Annotated in this window: 17 protein-coding genes; 4 read left to right on the top strand and 13 right to left on the bottom strand. The window is 41.4% G+C overall.

Annotated elements, in window-relative coordinates; all coding sequences use genetic code 11:
- Positions 1-54: 54 nt before the first annotated feature.
- A complete protein-coding gene (locus SFRI_RS06970) occupies positions 55-2,310 on the bottom strand; it encodes an ABC transporter permease subunit (protein WP_011636831.1) in 2,256 nt (751 codons plus the stop codon).
- A 196-nt stretch (positions 2,311-2,506) separates the two neighbouring features.
- Here SFRI_RS06970 and SFRI_RS06965 point away from each other — a divergent pair, with 196 nt between their 5' ends.
- The 4 genes from SFRI_RS06965 to SFRI_RS06950 all read left to right on the top strand — a co-directional run bounded on the left by SFRI_RS06965 (position 2,507) and on the right by SFRI_RS06950 (position 5,282).
- Entirely contained in the window at positions 2,507-3,013 is a 507-nt protein-coding gene (locus tag SFRI_RS06965; protein WP_011636830.1) for a glycine cleavage system transcriptional repressor, read from the top strand.
- 94 nt (positions 3,014-3,107) lie between these two features.
- On the top strand, positions 3,108-3,926 hold the full coding sequence (locus SFRI_RS06960) for a DUF2797 domain-containing protein (RefSeq protein WP_011636829.1): 819 nt from the start codon (positions 3,108-3,110) through the stop codon (positions 3,924-3,926).
- Positions 3,927-4,104: 178 nt separating this feature from the next.
- Positions 4,105-4,710, top strand: coding sequence for a LysE family translocator (locus SFRI_RS06955; protein ID WP_011636828.1), 606 nt, complete (start codon positions 4,105-4,107; stop codon positions 4,708-4,710).
- Positions 4,711-4,739: 29 nt separating this feature from the next.
- Positions 4,740-5,282 (top strand): DUF1415 domain-containing protein, encoded by a 543-nt coding sequence (locus tag SFRI_RS06950; RefSeq protein ID WP_011636827.1) that lies wholly within the window; start codon positions 4,740-4,742, stop codon positions 5,280-5,282.
- Between the two features lie 461 nt (positions 5,283-5,743).
- On the opposite strand, the gene SFRI_RS06945 is transcribed toward SFRI_RS06950, so the two are convergent.
- The 12 genes from SFRI_RS06945 to SFRI_RS06890 form a co-directional block, all read right to left on the bottom strand.
- The gene (locus tag SFRI_RS06945) at positions 5,744-7,750 is read right to left on the bottom strand and encodes a methyl-accepting chemotaxis protein (RefSeq protein ID WP_011636826.1); all 2,007 of its coding nucleotides are present in this window, start codon (positions 7,748-7,750) and stop codon (positions 5,744-5,746) included.
- Between the two features lie 297 nt (positions 7,751-8,047).
- On the bottom strand, positions 8,048-8,854 hold the full coding sequence (locus SFRI_RS06940) for an alpha/beta fold hydrolase (RefSeq protein ID WP_011636825.1): 807 nt from the start codon (positions 8,852-8,854) through the stop codon (positions 8,048-8,050).
- A gap of 26 nt (positions 8,855-8,880) precedes the next feature.
- Positions 8,881-9,246 (bottom strand): hypothetical protein, encoded by a 366-nt coding sequence (locus SFRI_RS06935; RefSeq protein WP_041413484.1) that lies wholly within the window; start codon positions 9,244-9,246, stop codon positions 8,881-8,883.
- A 158-nt stretch (positions 9,247-9,404) separates the two neighbouring features.
- Entirely contained in the window at positions 9,405-10,997 is a 1,593-nt protein-coding gene (locus SFRI_RS06930) for an ABC-F family ATPase (protein WP_081430125.1), read from the bottom strand.
- Positions 10,998-11,425: 428 nt separating this feature from the next.
- Positions 11,426-12,376 carry a hypothetical protein gene (locus tag SFRI_RS06925; protein WP_011636822.1) on the bottom strand — a complete coding sequence of 317 codons (951 nt, stop codon included), beginning with the start codon at positions 12,374-12,376 and terminating at the stop codon, positions 11,426-11,428.
- A gap of 495 nt (positions 12,377-12,871) precedes the next feature.
- Complete coding sequence (locus SFRI_RS06920) at positions 12,872-13,792, bottom strand: M14 family metallopeptidase (RefSeq protein ID WP_011636821.1); 921 nt, start codon at positions 13,790-13,792, stop codon at positions 12,872-12,874.
- A 101-nt stretch (positions 13,793-13,893) separates the two neighbouring features.
- Positions 13,894-14,838 carry a DMT family transporter gene (locus SFRI_RS06915; RefSeq protein WP_011636820.1) on the bottom strand — a complete coding sequence of 315 codons (945 nt, stop codon included), beginning with the start codon at positions 14,836-14,838 and terminating at the stop codon, positions 13,894-13,896.
- A gap of 7 nt (positions 14,839-14,845) precedes the next feature.
- Entirely contained in the window at positions 14,846-15,052 is a 207-nt protein-coding gene (locus SFRI_RS06910) for a hypothetical protein (protein ID WP_011636819.1), read from the bottom strand.
- A 201-nt stretch (positions 15,053-15,253) separates the two neighbouring features.
- Positions 15,254-16,012, bottom strand: coding sequence for an SDR family oxidoreductase (locus tag SFRI_RS06905; protein ID WP_011636818.1), 759 nt, complete (start codon positions 16,010-16,012; stop codon positions 15,254-15,256).
- Between the two features lie 12 nt (positions 16,013-16,024).
- Positions 16,025-16,924 carry a 3-hydroxyisobutyrate dehydrogenase gene (gene mmsB, locus SFRI_RS06900; protein ID WP_011636817.1) on the bottom strand — a complete coding sequence of 300 codons (900 nt, stop codon included), beginning with the start codon at positions 16,922-16,924 and terminating at the stop codon, positions 16,025-16,027.
- 14 nt (positions 16,925-16,938) lie between these two features.
- The gene (locus tag SFRI_RS06895; protein WP_011636816.1) at positions 16,939-18,057 is read right to left on the bottom strand and encodes an enoyl-CoA hydratase/isomerase family protein; all 1,119 of its coding nucleotides are present in this window, start codon (positions 18,055-18,057) and stop codon (positions 16,939-16,941) included.
- On the bottom strand, positions 18,057-18,839 hold the full coding sequence (locus SFRI_RS06890; protein WP_011636815.1) for an enoyl-CoA hydratase: 783 nt from the start codon (positions 18,837-18,839) through the stop codon (positions 18,057-18,059). Before SFRI_RS06890 ends, SFRI_RS06895 begins: the two co-directional genes overlap by 1 nt.
- Positions 18,840-18,845 lie beyond the last annotated feature (6 nt).

Here is an 18,845-nt window from a genome sequence, read left to right as displayed (position 1 = left end):
CAAACCTCTCAAGGCGATTGGCGAATTAATCATTAATCGAGTCATCATCTTTCCTTACAGTGAGCTATAACGTTCGCGTAAACGTTGGCGAACAACTTCAGCAATGGTATTAAAGAAGAAGGTGAATACGAACAATACAAAGGCAGCTAAGAACAATACGCGATAATGCGTACTGCCAATGGCCGACTCAGGCATTTCTACAGCAATGTTTGCCGCTAAGGTACGCATACCTTCAAATACACTCCACTCAAGGATTGCAGTATTACCGGTTGCCATTAACACAATCATGGTTTCACCCACTGCACGGCCTAAGCCCATCATAATGGCCGAAAAAATACCCGGGCTGGCGGTAAGTAATACCACCTTAGTCAAGGTTTGCCAGTTTGTTGCACCCAGTGCCAAACTGCCGTTTGATAAATGACGCGGCACAGAGAAAATCGCATCTTCAGCAATTGAGAATATGGTTGGAATTACCGCAAAACCCATGGCAATACCCACAACCAGCGCATTACGTTGGTCAAAAGTGATACCTAAATCATTAGTAATAAATTGACGAGTATTGCCATCAAATAATGCCACTTCAATCACTGGGCTTATCTCAAAAGAGAACCAACCAATAAATATAATCACCGGTAATAGCATTAGTTCTTGGTAGGTTTCTGGTAGACGATGCTTCCATTTTTCAGGCAATTTACTCCAGGCAAATGCAGTGGCAAGTATTGATGTGGGCAATAACATCAATAACACCACAATACCGGGCAAATGATCTTCAATCAGTGGCGCTAACCATAAGCCGGCCAAGAAACCCAAAATTACTGTCGGTAATGCTTCCATAATTTCAATGGTAGGTTTAACGACATTACGCACTTTAGGTGTCATGAAGTAAGCGGTATAAATCGCCCCAGCAATCGCCAATGGCGCGGCAAATAGCATGGCGTAAAATGCCGCTTTCATGGTGCCAAATGCCAGTGGCATTAAGCTTAATTTGGCTTCAAAGTCGTCAGAACCTGAAGTCGACTGCCACACATATTGTGGTTCAGGGTAACCTTCGTACCACACTTTTTCCCACAGTGCGCTCCAGGATATTTCTGGATGATCATTTTCAACAGAGAACAGGTTAAGTTTGTTATCGGCTTCAATCACCAAGGCGTTTGAACGCGGGCTAAAGCCCATTTTACCGGGGTTGGTTAACTGAAATTTCTCGTCGAATAACTGACGTTCACTGGTCGTATAAAGCAGTGTTAACTCGCCTTCTGCACTCAGCACGGCAAAGCTTTTACGATAAAACTCTGTTGCCATTACACTAACAGGAGCAAGATCATCAAACTCACGAATCTGCTGATATAAACGACCTTTTTCGCTATTAACTTGGAAGTACTGACTCACTATACCGCTGTCATAACTCACCAAAATAGAGCTGGCACCGGCAAGTAAATTTACTTGCTTAACTTCAGCATTTACTTTTTGAACATCGACAACTTGAAGTAACTCAACAGAGTCGGCATCGCGAGTGTTATAAATAAACAGTTTATTATTAGCACTCAAAATAAGCTGACGGTGATCAGGAGTCATTATCGCTGATATAACATTACTAGGAGCATCGCTTATAAATACTTCAACAGATGACCATTCAACTTCTTCAGTCATCATGTTTTCTTCGCCTTCTTGGCGATTAAGCTTCCAAGCACCTTTGGCGTCTTGGTATGCAAAGCTCATGCGACTGTCGCTAAAATCAAACACCAGATTATAAACCGCACCGTCACTATTAATCGTCAAAGGCGTTTCACCCATCGGATAACGCAAAGAGGGTGTAATGACACGTTTATTGTCTGGGTAAGTTAATCCAAACTCAATGCCGACAACAATCACTTGGCCGTTACTCAGCCCTAATGCAAAACGTTGCTCGCTTGGGCTTGATTTTGCGCTGCTGGTTACCGTTGTGCCTTCAGGGATTTTTGGCTTAAAAGATGAAATCAATTCACCGCTAGCGGCTGAATAAAAATCAACGACACCCGATTCGGTCACTCGATAAAGCACTTCGTTTTGTTCATCACTGCCAACAGTTAAGGTTTTCGCATCAGTATGTTGATAACTCACACTGGTAACAGGTTCTATATGCGCTCCATCAAAAATGGGCTTGATGACATACAGCAAATAGAAAAATATTAATAACAGGGTGACAAACACTAATGTGCCACCAACGGTTACCCCAATCTCTGCTGCTTTATCCTTAAATGCTCTGCGGGTTGCATGTCTATCAACGAGTAGACTTTTTTCCGCAGAACCAGGTTTATTGACCTGACTTTCCATTAAGAACCTCTAATAATTAATCGATGCCATAATTAGCGCTTTGAATGTGTAGTCTACTATGCTAACAATAATTATTTATGACTAAATAAATGAAAGTAAACCACAGTAAAACAATAACACAATCTTAAGTGGCTGCGATTATATGACGTAAATATGACATTTGTGTTACAGACATTACTTATAGGAGAAATATCGAATGATGCGTTATCTTATTACTCTTCAAGCACCTGATAGAAAAGGCTTAGTAGAACAAATTGCTAATGTAGTTAGTCGCCATGGTGGCAATTGGCTAGACTCTGAAATGCGCCATATAGACGGTATTTTTGCTGCAATATTACAATTAGAAGTTCCAGCTCTAAAATGGGATGAGTTAATTGACGCCTTAGAATGCATTGACGGCTTAACCTTAACCTTTGCTAAAACAACATTAAGTGCTAAACCGATTAAACATTTGCACTATAACTTAGTCGCATATGATCGTCCTGGGATTGTGTTACATATATCTAATAAAATGAATGCTCTAGGCGTAAATATAGAACAATTTAGTAGCCAATATGAAACAGCAAGCCACACCGGTATTGCATTATTTAGAGCAACGATGGCATTAGGGTTAACCGACCCAAGCCAAGAAGAGCAAATTACAGCATCACTGTATGAAATGGGTGATGATGTTGTATTAGATAAACTGAGTAAATCGGCATAAGTTGATTTGAACATTTAGAACGAATTAAGCCTAAAATCCATTTTGATCATCTGTTAAACTGCCACAAAATAATGATGATAAAAATGGATTAACCATGTTTGGAACGCTATCAAAACTGAAAACCCACCTCAATGATAACCATGAGGTGGAATACCATTTACCTGTTGGTGAAGCGCGTTTAGCCCTTAACCCGCTTATTGGTAAGTCATTAACCATGACTCATACAGGTAATATTTTTTGCAGCAACTGCGGTAAAAAGACCAAGAAAAGTTATTCTCAAGGTCACTGCTACGTATGCATGTCAAAACTGGCCAGTTGCGACTTGTGTATAATGAAACCAGAAACATGCCATTTTGATCAAGGTACTTGTCGCGAGCCAGAATGGGCCATGTCAAATTGCTTTGTACCCCACTATGTTTATTTATCGAACACTTCAGGCATTAAAGTCGGTATTACCCGCCATACTCAAATCCCAACCCGTTGGATAGACCAAGGCGCAACCCAAGGCTTACCTATTTTTAAAGTGTCGACACGTAAAATGTCAGGCTTAATTGAAATTGAATTAGCCAAATTCATTAACGACAAAACCCATTGGCAGGCTATGCTAAAAGGTCATAATGATGATGTCGATTTGGTTGAACAAGCAGCCCAACTTATCCCGTTAATTGAAGATAAACTGCAAGCTCTCGCGGCCGAATACCAGGACATTGTTATTGAACGTCTAGACGCGAACATTCAAGCCATTAGTTACCCAATAACGCAATTTCCTATTAAAGTTAAATCGCATAATTTTGATAAAATTGCTGAAGTAACAGGTATTTTGCAGGGCATTAAAGGCCAATACCTTATTTTTGATACTGGTGTGATTAATATTCGTAAATTCTCATCTTACGAAATCGAAGTGAGCTATTAACTTACTTGCTTGCTGTTGTGCTTTATTGCCAGATGTTGGCGAAGAAACACAGCAGCAAGCCAGTTGTAGCGCTTATAAAACGATTAATTTGCGCAACTGCTAAAAAAATCATTATGGTGAATGACTAAAATCCCCTAAAATTCTGCTTCTAAAAAATATAACCCAAAGAGATTTGTTCATGGAGTTAGTATTCGCCATTGCTTTATTTGCTTTTTCTGCCGGAATTACTCCAGGCCCAAACAACATCATGTTGATGACCTCAGGTGTGAATTTTGGTATTAAACGCAGCATTCCTCATCTAATGGGTATTAGCTTAGGATTTCCGACCATGATATTAGCGGTCGGGCTTGGGTTAAGTGCAATATTTCAAGCTTATCCTTTCATTCATATTGTGATTAAAGTAATTGGAATTAGCTATTTGCTGTATTTATCATGGCTCATCGCTAATAGCAGCAATAAAATGGAAGGCAAGCAGGTGAGTAAACCATTTACTTTTTTACAAGCTGCTGCATTTCAATGGGTTAATCCGAAAGGCTGGATTATGGCTGTTGGTGCCATAGCAACATTTACCTCAGTACAACAAGAACTTAATAGCCAGGTGATTACCATAGCGAGTGTGTTTTTATGTGTCGCCTTTCCCTGTGCGATTGTCTGGTTAGGATTTGGGGTGGCACTAAAACGGTTACTTAAAAATGAGCGTCAACAACGTATTTTTAATATCACTATGGCATTATTATTAGTGGCATCGATCATCCCAATGATGTTGCCGCCAACAACACACTAATCAATTTAATAGCGATAAAGGGTTAAGTAATGGAACAACATGAATGTCTTGCTCATACCGAAATTTGGGTAAAAGATGTCATTATGAAATACAACATTTGCCCATTTGCCCGTCGAGAAGTCGAACGTGCAAGTATTCGCTATGTTGCCATTGAAGAAACTAAAACAAAGGCTGTGCTAAAGGCGTTGATTGAAGAATGCCAATACTTAGATAATCATCCTGACACTGAAACAACCCTGTTTATTTTGCCTCGAGGTTTTGAAGGTTTTTACCCTTATTTAGATTTAGTTGATTACGCTACAGATGAACTAATTGAACAAGGTTATGAGGGTGTTTATCAATTAGCGACATTTCATCCGGACTATTGTTTTGAAGGTGAACCACAAGACAGTGCCGCTAACTTTACCAATCGTTCCCCCTACCCTTGCCTGCATATTATCCGCGAAGCCAGCATGGAAATGGCATTAGCCAACTATAATGATCCTGAATCTATTCCCGAGCGAAATATTGCGTTTGCTGAACGTAAAGGAAGCGATTTTTTTGTCCAATTACTGCAACATTGCACCAAATGAGTTGAGAAAGGTCACAGGCGATAAAGAGCGGTGACTAGCGATGACAAGCGATTAACAGCCTAGAGACTAGGGCGGACTTCGTCCTGCTAGATCGCTGCGCTGCTATAAAAGCGGATAACAGTTGGCTCCGTGGTGTAGCAAAAAACCTTCAGACTTGGTTGATCAAGCTTTTATAGCCTCTAGCCGCGAAGCGTTCTAGCATCTAGGCTTGTTCGCTTGCTATCTTTCTTAGATTGTCATCGCCCTTACCGCTTGTTATCAATTTATAGCCTAGAGACTAGGGCGGACTTCGTCCTGCTAGATCGCTGCGCGGCTATAAAAGCAGATTAAGCGAGCAAGTGATGAAAACGATAACGAGCGATGACAAGCGTTTTAGCCTCTAGGCTTGTTCGCTGTGTTTTCGCTTGTCATCTTCGCGTAGATTGTCATCGACGTTACCGCTTTTCTCGCTCGTTATCGTTTTAGCTTGTCGTAGTAGATAAGATAAATTTGCTGACTTGTTGTGACATGTCACTGGCATCACTCAATAAATTATCATTTAGCAAAGCAATCTGTTGTGATATCTCCTGCGTATGGTGATAGATCTCAGTGATTTTCATCGCATTACGATTCACTTCCTCAGCCACGGCTGATTGTTCATGTGTTGAAGCGGCAATTTGTTGGTTCATGCTGTCAATCACACCAACGTGTTGAGCAATCAATTTAAGCTCATTGCCTGCATGTTGAGATTCTGTAACACTTTGTTGTGCTTGTACCTGGCCTCGCTGCATAGCACTGACGGCAGTGGCCGCCCCCGCTTTAAGACGCTCGGTCATCGCTTTAATGTCTTCTGTTGAACGTTGTGAGCGCTGAGCTAAGGTACGCACTTCATCTGCAACAACGGCAAAACCTCTTCCTTGCTCACCCGCTCTAGCTGCTTCGATTGCCGCATTTAATGCGAGTAAATTAGTTTGGTCAGCAATAGAGCTGATGACCGCTAAAATGGTCACAATATCTTGTACATCTTTATCTAAACGTTCAATACTTTGCGCAGCGTTGGCAATTTCTTTAGCCAACAATTGAATCGCATCACTGGTTTTACTAACGTCGTTGTTACCACTCTGCACTTCGATATTGGCATTGGCTGATGCTTCTGAAACCTGCACTGCATTAGCGGCAATTTCGTGGACCGTGGCACTCATCTCAGTCATCGCAGAAGCGACTTGCTCAGCTTCTGACGAACCTTGTTCAACATCTGCTTGCATTGAGTGAGTAAAACCATTCATTTTTTCAACCGCATGAACCAAACTCAATGCATTACGACGCACTTGGGTAATAACAAGTTCAAACTCTGCCATCATTTGATTGAATGCTATCGAAATTTGACCAAATTCATCATCTGACTGATGGCTTAAGCGAGTGGTTAAATCAAATTGAGTGCCTGCATGTAGCACCTGTTTGTGTAGCACACTTAAGCTACGATGTAAGTAGCGAGAAACAACCATGCTCATCACAATAGCAAAAATAAGAGCCAGCAATAACACAGCGCCAGTGAGATACATATGCTCAGTTGCTTGTGACAATTTATCTTGGCTTAACTGTGACAAGTCTTGGCTGAATTGTTTTTCTAGTTGAGTTAGCAATTCAATCCGTGCCGTCGATATTTTAAACCAATCTTCTGGGCTTTGTTGTGCCATTGCGACGCTGTCTTGTGCAAAGGCAATTTCACGAAGTTGGTCAACACTCGCCATAGCACTGTCTTGTTGTGCTTGTTTAAAAATACGGATGTTTTCTGGGCTGGCAGCGGCAATAAACCGTTCTGCATAAGTTTGTTGCTCTGCCACTAGCGTGACAAATTTTCGATATGACCCAGGGGGAGATTCACTGCGGCCAAAAGTGGTACTGAGGACAGCACGCTCTATTCCTGCTCGTTCTTTTAATTGTAAAAATGCCGCAAATGCTTTGAGCTTTATGGCTATTTGGCTGTCTAAACTCTGGCTAGCAGCATTATCAACCATTGATAATAATAGGGTATTGATGCGGGTATAATAACTAACCTGCTCTGCGACGCTAATGTTTAGCGCTGTGACATTTTTACGTATTTGGCTTAGCTGATTAAATGCAGCGGCAACTTCACTATATGTGGATTGCAGTTGTTGAGGAAAATTCTCTTGCTGAGCAACAAGATTAAAACGTTGAATTTGTATGTCTGTTTCAGCACGTTGGTTAGTTAAATTGTCTTTAAATGCTTGGCCTTTAGAACTGAGAAAACCGGCACTCATGCCACGCTCTTTTTGCAGTTCATGTACTAATGAACTATTGATAATAGCAACCTGGGTTAAATCAATAATCAGTGCTAACCGATGCTGAGTGTTGTATTCATTATTAAGGTACATACCACCAAATAGAATACTGGTTAATAACGGGGGGATTACAAGTAAAGCCAGTTTACGCGAAATTTTGAGGTTGCTAATCCATTGCCAATTCATACATCATCCTTTTAAAACTCTTTCGGTAAATACGTTTTTCTACACCAAACCATAAACCACATTGATAGATTTTGGTAAAGACTTTACAACAAACTCAGATCTAGCTCACAGCTAATTTAGTTTCTTTTAATTTAATAATGCTTTAAATACATATAATTGAGTAGTTACTATCTTTTCTCCTGCGTGAACCCAATGCAATCTGCATCTCAGACGATGAAATTGAGTGAATGAATTTAGCGTGTAAAGCTACCGTGATAAAATCAACTGAAAACGACTCTTCTCACTATCGATAACGATTTATAAACGAAAACAAAACTCGCTGATCAATTCAGGCCATTCATTGACTTCATCTACTGAGTCAGCAATGTGTAAAGTCGAATTGGGTAATGTTTGGTGCAATTCAATGGCGGTTTCAACCGGATGGGTCTTATCGCCATGCCAGGCTAAAATAAGCGTTGGCATTGTCAATCCGCTAAGCAGTTGCTTATTTGGCAAATCATTAAGGGCTGCGGCACGAAACAACTGATCAAGAGTTTGGCTAGTCATCTGTTTTAACCCATCGAGCATTCCTAGCACGCTGTGCTCATGACCATTAATCAGCCAATTGGGAAGTAATTTATCCCAATGTTTAGCACTTATTTTAGCTAAACCTTTACCACCAAAAATACGAGCTGCTTTTGCCATTTTATGATATTCATCCACTTGTGCCGCCCGTGAATGCCATGCGTTTGGTGGATTCATTAAGATCAATCCTTTTACCATACCTGGATGCTTCAACGCTGCATATAAGCTTGTGGCACTGCCCATTGATTGGCCACCTAAAATAAGCTCTGACGTTGCTTTACAATGCGTCGCTACACTTATCATGTCATTGGCCAGTTCTGGCCATAAATAGTCTTCTACGCACTTACCGGCAGAAGACAAACCATGACCAACTGCGTCATAACGAATCAGCTGCAATTTTTTAGGAAATCGATGCCAAGCATATAAACCAATCGCATCTTCACTTTGAATACAGCCTGTTGAACCATGAGCCCAAATAAGAGTTTGTCCTTTACCGCTGATGGAACAATTAAACTGATTAATATTAAATTGCTCTGTCATGATGTTGGGCTCCCTTAATGAGTCACTTATCCTTTTACTATTTCAATCAATCTATTAATAAATAATTTAATGGCATCTGTGGTATCAAATCGAAAGGCTAAACCGTAGTGAATTTCATTTAAGCCTTTGTTTTGACGGGTTGGGAATCGGGTCATTTGGGCATTGTGATAGTAATCATATTTAGCGTGTACCCCGTCAATGGTAGCCAGTTCAGTCGAAAACACTTCAAATGCCGGACGAATAATCAGTAATGGCGTTTTCCCTTCTACATGCAAATAAACAGGCTCTTTTAACTCAGGCAGCATGTATTCGGTGACATTCTTAATATTAAAATTAGTACGACATTTCAAATCATTCAAGGTTGATGCGACTTGCTCATGGGTGATGCTCATAAAATAGATGCCTGTTGTAGGTAATACCATTGATTTATATCAATAGAGTATATGGCTTAGCAGGGTAAATAAAAACAAAAAGCCCCGAACTTTTGTTCAGGGCTAATGGTGTTAATACGTAGCTATTGGGTATAACGGTTATTCGCAGTAAATGAAAATTACGCGTCGATACCTTTACTTGCCAAAAATTCGTCGTAAGAGCCTTTGAAATCATTAATACCGGTTTCAGTAATTTCAATAATACGTGTGGCCAAAGATGAAACGAATGCACGGTCATGTGAGACGAACATTAAGGTGCCTTCGTATTTTTCAAGCGCATTGTTTAATGACTCAATAGATTCCATATCCATGTGGTTGGTTGGCTCATCGAGTAACAAAATGTTGGCTTTTTGCATGATAAGTTTACCGAAATACATACGGCCTTTCTCACCACCAGACAACACTTTAACTGACTTTTTAATGTCATCTGCACCAAACAACATACGACCTAAAATACCGCGAACGGATTGATCATCATCGTTTTCTTTACGCCATTGACTCATCCATTCGAACAAAGTCATGTCATTAGCAAAATCAGCTTCATGATCCTGTGCGTAGTAACCAATATTGGCATTTTCAGACCAATTAATCGTTCCTTCGTCTTGTGGAATATCATGAACTAAAGTGCGTAATAAAGTCGTTTTACCAATACCGTTCTGACCCAAGATAGCAATTCTCTCACCCACTTCAACCATTAGGTTAAGCTTGCTAAATAATGGTTTGTCGTAACCTTTGGCTAAATTTTCAACCACAAGTGCATTACGGAACAATTTCTTTTCTTGTTCGAAACGAATAAATGGGTTTACACGGCTCGATGCTTTGATGTCATCAAGCTTAATTTTATCAATTTGCTTAGCGCGTGATGTAGCTTGTTTAGCTTTAGATGCGTTGGCAGAGAAACGTGCGACGAACGTTTGTAATTCAGCTATTTGCGCTTTTTTCTTGGCGTTGTCACTCATTAAACGTTCACGTGATTGCTGTGCAGCCATCATGTATTCGTCGTAGTTGCCAGGGAACACTCGTAGTTCACCGTAATCTAAGTCAGCCATGTGAGTACACACTGAGTTTAAGAAATAACGGTCATGCGAAATAATAATCATGGTGCTGTTACGTTGGTTCAACATGTCTTGTAACCATCGAATAGTATCGATGTCCAAGTTGTTGGTAGGTTCATCAAGTAACAGTAAATCTGGGTTTGAGAATAATGCTTGCGCCAATAACACCCGCAATTTAAAGCCTGGTGCAATCTCACTCATTAAACCGAAATGTTGTTCAATGGCAATGCCCACGCCTAAAAGTAAGTCACCTGCGCGAGATTCGGCAGTGTAACCGTCCATTTCAGCAAATTCCATCTCAAGCTCAGAAACTTTGATTCCGTCTTCTTCACTCATTTCAGGTAAAGAATAAATACGATCACGCTCTTGCTTGACCTCCCACAACTCTTTGTGGCCCATGATCACGGTGTCAACGACTGAAAAACTTTCGTAGGCAAACTGATCCTGGTTTAATTTACCCATGCGTTCGTTAACATCTATAGAGACGTTACCGCTTGATGGCTCTAAATCACCGGCAAGGATTTTCATAAAGGTGGATTTACCACAACCATTCGCGCCAATTAAACCGTAGCGATTACCGCCACCAAATTTTACTGAGAGATTTTCAAACAGTGGCTTAGCGCCAAACTGCATCGTGATGTTAGCTGTTGTAATCAAAATGAAATTCCAAATCGTGTTGTGTGTTAAAGCCCATATCAAATTGTAGTCTACTTGCTCGAGTTGACGTCTATATGACTCAAGCGAACAAAAATGATATTGAAACTGGCATACGGCAGAGCCGAGGTAAATACGAAGCGCGACAGTGTAAGGATTTTTGGCCTAATTATCAACCTAGCAATAAAGAATAGGCTATACAAATTCAATCGACTTTTATGATAATGCTTCGATGTGAACCGGTATGAGATCATCTATGTGAATGTTGTAATGGCAATAAAGTGATGGCCTACCTTTAACGCCGAAAACTAAATCTGCCTTTCGGTGCCGGCAATAACTTTTCTGTTTCTAACATTAACTTGGGCTAAGGAATCGAATGATCACGCCAAAATGTGCCATTTTGGCGTATTCCATAACAAACTTGTCAATTGTTATACTCTGGCAGGTTCTACAATTTCATCTAAGTGAGTTTCTGCTTGGGTAAAACAGTTCTGTAGAATCTTTTTAGATGGATAAACACCCATAGCACTCTCGATAACCTGCTTTTCAAAATCGATAATAATCGGAATAAGATTGCTTGCTTTGGATATTTTACGTTTTCTCAATTTTTTCAATGTGGTGATTTCTGCAGCTGTTGGCGAGCTATCGAAGGTAAAGTAAAGATAATGTATCGTATTTTGCGATTTCATGGCGAGCATTTTTTTCAGCCCTAGCAATCGATTAAATAAGTCATCATTTTGTGCTTGAACTTGTTCAATCGAGACCTTACTCATATCGAATACCGATATCGAAATGACATTATTAAAATACTTTTTCGCCGCAATAAACTCGAGACCTTGTACTTTGAATTTATCGTCTTGCTCAAGCACTGATACCGCTAACTCAACAAACTCATTGCTATTCACTAAGATATCTTTTAATCGTTCTCGGCCTGTGGGCAACGAGCTAAAATATGACGCTTTTTTCTGCATATTACGTCTAACGTAAAGCGCTAATGCTCCACAAAGAACTAAACAAACTATTTTGCCGCCTATGCGATGCCAAAAATCAAGATATGGCGCTTCAGGAAGCACCATACCAGCTTCCAAAGTCAGCCCTGTCACTTGCAAAGGAGTGAGGTCTATATACGCGTCTTGTTGTGGCAGCATGCCAGCAAACCGACCGTCATAATTCCACAGGGGGATAAAGAGTATTTCAACTGATTTATAAATATAACCAATATCAACATAATCCCCATCAACGGTTTGAAAACGTTCATCATCTGGCAATTCCACTACAGGGACAATATTTTCGCCACCAAATGAAATTAAGCCTGCTTTAGCGTGTGCAGCATTAGGGGCAATAACGAGAAGAAATAGACATAGAAACAGAGTATTTTTCATTTTAATCCTTTATGAATAAAAAATATGCGATTGGTATTTAATACCAATCAATAACAAAAAGTAAATTATGGATTTACGTATGCGCAGTTAGTCTTGTATTGATTCCTTTCGACTAACAATTCAGGGTTATTATACCCAAATATATTCTGCGGTCGACAACAGTGGTTTAAGTCTCTACTTTTAATCTCTGTTAAAAATGGAGGAGGCTACCATTTGAGGTCAGACTTAACTCGTTACAAAATGGGCATGAGCACAACTTGAGCACAACTGTTCTAAGCTAACAAGCATCAACACCAAAGCGACATGCTGCTAGAAAATTTAAATGCTGTAGGGCTAAGATGGTAAATAAAGGCAGGACACTTAATGAGAGTGGTAACGAGTATTCACCCCGCTACCACTCAAAGTGCAGTTATAGATGAGGGCGCAGATTGCGCCCTAACGCTAAGATGTAAAACGTTTTGTAGAAATACCGCTAACTCTAGCCGCATAAGCGTTTTACAGTTCTAAATAAGCCACTATGTAATCTAATCCACCAGTAATGGCAGCAACTTGAGCATCGTTACATTCTTGTGCTGTCACGTGTGGACTGTCCGGATAAACCTCAGTAGTGGTATTGAAGTGATTGTCAGTAATCCCGGCACATAAACTGAGCTTTTTAACCGGGTAATTAATCACCCCAAATTGCTCTATCGGCACTTCAATTAACTGTCCATTGTCGTCAGGCGCAATGTGAGTTACTTTAGCCACAGAATCAATCACTGCTTTTTGGAAGGCTGGAGTTGGGTTATCACTGTCGCCGACTAAATAGAAACCATCAGGGATAATGCCTTTATCGTATTCAACGCCATCACGTGCAGACAGCAAAGGTCTAAACTCTAACTCATCAGTGTCAGTCGTTTCATGTAAATCGATATGGGCATATACATCTCCCAAACTTGCCACAAATGCCATCAGCGCGGCAGACTCTTCTGCAGGACTATTAGCATAAAAAGAGCGATTAGGATCGATGGCTTTAGGATTCCAACGGTTAACGGTCTCATAACCCCACGGGCTAACACACGGCGCGATGGCCACATTAAAATACTGAGTATAATCCTGTGCTTTAGTGGCTAAAAACTGAATAGCACCATGTACGCCGCTCGTTTCATAACCATGTACTCCACCAGTCACCAGAATGGTTTTTTTATTGCTATCCCATTGCTGAGATTTAAAAGCAAACAGTGGATATTTATTAGCGTCATAAGATAATGCGCCGTATTGTACCTGTTCAAACGGACCATTAATCTGAGCCAGTTTACTCACTACTTCATCTTGATATGAGCGCTTTATGGCAACTTGTGCCAACCATTGTTCTTTGTCTGCGTCGGTCCATTTTTGACCTGGTGTACCAATTGGATACGGTGTTGAATTGCTCATATAACCTCGTTAATCGTTTATTTTATTGAGTTATGTATGTGTAAGTCACTTGATTTTAACTGATGTTTATTGCTCAACTATTTGTTTACTTATATGCCGTTTTACTGGCTAACTGGATGGGATTTAGCAAAAATAACCAATGCAATCCCAACAAAAATAATGCCCGCCGATACACTAAGATGAAAACTGAGCACTTCATCTAAAAAGAGAATACCGCCCACTGCGGCAATCACAGGTACCGTTAATTGTAAAACTGCAGCATGGGTTGATGTGAGTCCGCGCAATGCTTGATACCACAACGCATAACCAATACCCGATGCCATTGCACCCGATAACACTGCTAACAATATACCTTTAGCAGACAATACTGTTACTTGTGATATTGAGACTAATTGTGTCGCTGAGGTTAATTGAGGCAGGAGCCACACCACCAATATCATCACCACAACCAAAGGTAGGCTGCGAATAAAGTTATAACCTGTATCAAATAATGGGTTAACTGACTTTTTACCTAACAAAGTATACCCGCCCCAAGCACAACCGCTGATCGCCATTAATACTAATCCGGTCATCGAAGGCGCGCTTACGCCAGGTAATACTAAATAAGCAAATCCACTGAATGCCAATAATGCGCCTATCCACTCAAGTAGCGTTAACCGCTGGCCTTGAAAATAGCTGATTAACATCATGCTAATTTGCACTGCGGCAAACAAAATTAGTGCTCCGGTCGCGGTATCAAGTAACACATAGGCGTATGAAAAAGTCACCGCGTAGATAAACAACAATGCCCCTGCAAACATGCTGCCACGGCTAGTAGAGTTACTCACTGTGGTTTTAGTACTTCGCAACAGCATTAACAACCACAATACCAACGCACCTGCGATTAAACGAATAGCAGTAAAACTACTGGGATCGATGAGTGCCGGAGTTTGTTGAGTCGATAACGCCATGCGACACAAAACTGAATTGGCAGCAAACGCGACCAAGGCAATTAAGGTATACAAAGCGATAGAAAACCTTGATAAAAATGCGGATAAGCTAGACATAACAGAGTTACTTAGTCGATTTTTTGAAACTAAATTTATGGGTAAACCACTGTATTACAGCCACTTGCTGTACGTGGGTTAAACCAAAGTAAACACAAATCCACGGTGAAAGGAGTAAAAACCACGGTAGCGCAGCAGTTGAGCGACCTGAAAATAATAAATACAAAAATCCGCCATAGATAATAATCACGCCCAGAATGCCTACAATTAGCATGATTTTTTTTAGCAGGTATTCTAACTTCGCCACGTCATTAATCCTTAAAAGTAAAAAAGCCACGCCGAGCATAAGCTCGGCGTGACAACATCATAACAAACTGAATACAGGGAATACCAATCACATTCATTATATGAAAGTGCTCAACGCGTTATATTGCTCTGAGCGAACAGATAATGAGCAAAAGCATCACTCTATCGCTTATAAGCGAATACCGCCGTCAATTTCAAATACACGACCGTTAACGTAATCGTTTTCGATAATAAATCGCACCGTTGCAGCCACTTCTTCTGGCTGACCTAAGCGCCCTACTGGGACCATTTTTTCTAAACGCTCTAATGCTTCTGGTTTCATTGCTGCGGTCATTTCGGTAGCAATAACTCCAGGAGCAACTGCTGCGCTGCGAATATTATGGCGAGCTAACTCTTTTGCCCAACCCACCGACATAGCCGCAACGCCCGCTTTAGACGCTGAATAATTAGATTGTCCCATGTTACCGGCTTTAGCAACGCTAGAGATATTGATAATAACCCCAGCTTGCTTGGTTTCAATCATCGCTGCTGCAGCTTCGCGACCACATAAAAAGGTGCCCGTTAAATTAACATTGATAACAGATTGGAACTGCTGATATGACATGCGGTCGGTGACTACGCCATCTTTGGCTTTAATCATTAGCCCATCACGTAAAATACCGGCATTGTTAATTAATACATTCACTTTGCCAAAGTCTTCAACGATAAATTTAAAGCCAGAGACCACATCTTCTTCATCGGTAATGTCTAACGCATAACCTTGAACTTCAGTTACAGAACCTAAATCAGCACAAGCTTGTTCAAGTTTAGCCTGATCAACATCGATAAGCGCCAATTTAGCACCTTGGGCAGCTAAATCATGCGCCATAGCTAAACCTAACCCACCTGCTCCGCCAGTAATGACGACAACCTTATCTTTTAATTCCATCAACTGAATCCTTTATTTTTTCTTTGAAAATTGTTCAAAAATACTCGAAAAATCGCGACGACCATGGCCTTGGCGAGCATGATTAACATATAAGCTACGAGCCAAGGACCCCATAGGTGTACTTGAATTAGAGGCGACTGCCGCTTCTTGCGACAACCCTAAATCTTTAACCATCAAGTCAACCATAAAACCACCTTGGTAATCTTTTGACGACGGCACATTTTCCATCACATCTGGGCATGGGTTGTACTTTTCTAACGTCCAGTTACCGCCGCTACTGACTTTCATGATATCAGACAACACTTTAGGATCTAAACCATTATCCAAACCAAGTTGTAACGATTCGCTAGTACCCACCATCAATACAGACAACAGCATGTTATTACAAATCTTTGCTATTTGACCTGCACCTACTGCACCGGCGTGAAATATATTGCCACCCATAACCGTTAATACCGTTTGGGCTTGTTGATAGGCGGCTTCACTACCACCACAAATAAAGGTTAAGGTACCGGCAGCTGCGCCTGCTGTACCGCCAGATACTGGCGCATCCATAAATTCGATGCCCTTTTCAGCGGCTTTTGCCCCAACTAAACGGGCGCTGTCGGCATCAATGGTTGAGCAATCTATCAATAATGCCTGTTTAGACACGACATCTAACAAACCTTTATTATTGTCATCGCCTAGGTACAAGCTGCGTACATGCTTGCCTGCTGGCAGCATGGTAATCACAAAATCGGCGGCTGCCGCTGCGCCGCATGCTGTTTTAGCGCTGAGTGCACCTTGCGCTGTTAACGCTTCGACTGCTGTAGGATTTAAGTCAAACACTGTGACTGTCATACCCGCTTTAATTAAATTGGCCGCCATTGGGCCACCCATGTTACCTAAACCAATAAATGCTACTGTTGCCATGTCGTTAATCCTTTTTAAGTAAAGTCTGCTAATGGGTGTTTATCTTCAGCCCAAGGCGAGGTAACCAATTGGGTCACTTTATTCGCATCCACTGCGTCTACATCTGCAAATAACCATTTAGGTTGACGATCTTTATCAATCAATAAGGCGCGAACACCTTCGCAAAAATCACCCATAGAGCAGCAATTGACGCTCACACCTAACTCCCACTTAAAGCAGTCTGCCAAACTCATTTCGGTGCCAAGTGCTGCCTGAGCAAAAATTAAATGCCAGCTTATTGGACTACCTGCTAAGGCGGTTTTTTGTGCTCGTTTTAGCCAATCCAGATCAGTGTTTAATGACGATAATTGATGATGCACATCAAGGATGTCACCCGACATCAACAAATCGATTTGTGCTTGGAATTGTTGCAGTGGGCTAACAGATAATGCCGCTAAATGCGGCTGACTCATATTGGTCAACAATCCGCTTAGCAATTGATGATTTTGCTCACTATCTTGACTCCAAGCGAGTTCAGCCATGGCATTGTATAGTGGCTCTTTTTCATCGCTATTAAGAATGTGATTTCCTAAACCAACATACAGCGCATCTGCACAGTTCATGTTGTAAGCGGTTAAGCCTAAAAACAATCCTGTCTTACCTGGCATACGGTTTAAAAAGTAGCTGCCGCCAACGTCTGGATATAAACCAATGGTCACCTCTGGCATTGCAATACGGCTTCGCTCGGTAACAACACGATGACTGCCGCCCGCCATTAACCCAAGTCCACCGCCCATAACAATACCATCACCCCATACTAAAACGGGTTTGCCGAATTGATGCAGTAAATAATCAAGTTGGTATTCTTGGGTAAAAAACTCACACGCTTCTGTGGTGATGTTGTTTGGGTTGGCGACAGATGCATGGTAAATAGCGCGCACATCGCCGCCAGCACAAAAGGCTTTTTCGCCGGCGCCATCTAACACAACACACGCAATGCTGTCGTCTTGTTGCCACTTGGTGAGTTGTGCCTGCATTGCTGCAACCATGTCGAGGGTTAATGCATTTAGTGCTTTTTCAATATTCAGAGTTACCATGCCAATAGATTGACCTGATAACGTGCCCAGGGTTTGAAATATTACATCTTGAGTCATTAGCAGTTCTTCCAGTTTGGAGTGCGTTTTTGTAAAAAGGCATTCACACCTTCAGCCTGATCTTCGGTATCAAATAAGTCCACAAACATTTCGCGCTCAAACGGCAATGCTTGAGCCCGCGGCATAGTTCGTCCGGCTTGAATAAGGGTTTTACATACGCTGACACTGCTAGGTGATTGCTTAGCCACTTTAGCGGCTAATGCCACTGCAGCATCTAAGACATGACCTTGTCCTACGACTTCTTCAACAAGGCCTATTTTCTCCGCTTTGGCGGCATCAATACGTTCGCCACATAAAATCATCCGTTTTGCCCAACCTTCCCCCACTAAAGCCGTTAGGTTTTGGGTGCCACCAGCACAAGGTAGTAACCCCACTGAGGCCTCTGGCAATGCCATTTGGGCTTGCGCTTCTGCAATACGTAGATCGCAGGCTAATGCCACTTCTAACCCGCCACCCATGGCATAACCATTAATGGCCGCAATCGAAACACCTCTAAATGCACTTAATGCTTCAAACGCTTCACCGAAATGTTTTGCCATGGAGGCTGCATTTTGTTTATCGCCGTCGGCAAACAAATTCAAATCAGCGCCTGCTGAGAAAAACTTGTCACCTTGACCGGTAATCACAAGGGCATAAACGTCCTTGTTTTGATTCAGTTCAAGTACTGTGTGTTTCAGTGCTTGCAAGCTGTCTGCTGTCCAGGTGTTGGCTGGCGGATTGTTCAAGGTCAAAATGGCCGTGTGGCCGACTATATGTTTAAGAATCGCAGGGTGTGCAGTCATAATGCT

It is taken from the genome of Shewanella frigidimarina NCIMB 400 (assembly GCF_000014705.1).
Taxonomy (GTDB): domain Bacteria; phylum Pseudomonadota; class Gammaproteobacteria; order Enterobacterales; family Shewanellaceae; genus Shewanella; species Shewanella frigidimarina.
This window is presented reverse-complemented; position numbering and strand designations above follow the sequence as displayed.